The following is a 759-nucleotide window of genomic DNA, read 5'->3' as shown; positions in this document are numbered from 1 at the left end:
TTAGACAACTTATTCGTGCTACTTCGCTGGAAATAACTTCAACAATCCCTTGGCGACTAAATAAATGATAAATAGGACTAGAAAGACGCCGCCCATTCCAAAAGCCATTAACTCAAACGCAATCGTTAAATTATTAATCAATTAATTGTCCTCCCTACATGAAGAATGACAACAGTAGACCACCGGCAATGACTGACCCAATCTGGCCAGAAACGTTGGCCCCCACCGCGTACATTAGAACAAAGTTTTTTGGATCCTCATCTGATGCCATTTTCTGAATCACGCGACTCGACATTGGGAAAGCCGAAATCCCAGCGGCACCAATCATTGGATTGATTTTCTGTTTTCGGAACAAATTCAATAACTTCGCGAACAAAACACCACCGATTGAATCCATGACAAAAGCCACTAAACCGAATGCAATGATCATTAGCGTTTGCAGATTCAAAAACTGATCAGCTTGCAGTTTTACAGAAATCGTTAGTCCTAGTAAAATACTGACGATATTCACCAGCTCGTTTTGTGCCGTCGAAGATAATCGATCTAAGACCCCACATTCACGTAGTAAATTACCAAACATCAAAAAGCCGACTAGCGGTAATGAAATCGGGGCAATGAACCCGGCCAAGATCGTCACGATGATTGGAAATAGAATCTTCGTCGTTTTCGACACATTTTCCGCCTTGTAAGTCATTCTGATTTGACGTTCTTTTTTGGTCGTCACCGCTTTAATTGCCAGTGGTTGAATAATTGGGACTA

General features: G+C 41.5%; 2 protein-coding genes. Both read right to left on the bottom strand.

The window, feature by feature from the left end:
- Positions 1-18 precede the first annotated feature (18 nt).
- Entirely contained in the window at positions 19-141 is a 123-nt protein-coding gene (locus KGF70_RS17525) for an OadG-related small transporter subunit (protein ID WP_260198106.1), read from the bottom strand.
- A gap of 13 nt (positions 142-154) precedes the next feature.
- Positions 155-759 (bottom strand): sodium ion-translocating decarboxylase subunit beta (locus KGF70_RS16980; RefSeq protein ID WP_216769693.1); only part of this gene is annotated, 605 nt, incomplete at its 5' end.

Source organism: Lactiplantibacillus sp. 7.2.4 (assembly GCF_018991185.1).
In the GTDB taxonomy this organism is placed as follows: domain Bacteria; phylum Bacillota; class Bacilli; order Lactobacillales; family Lactobacillaceae; genus Lactiplantibacillus; species Lactiplantibacillus pentosus.
The sequence above is the reverse complement of the archived record's forward strand: the minus strand, read 5'-3'. Positions and strand labels throughout refer to the sequence as shown.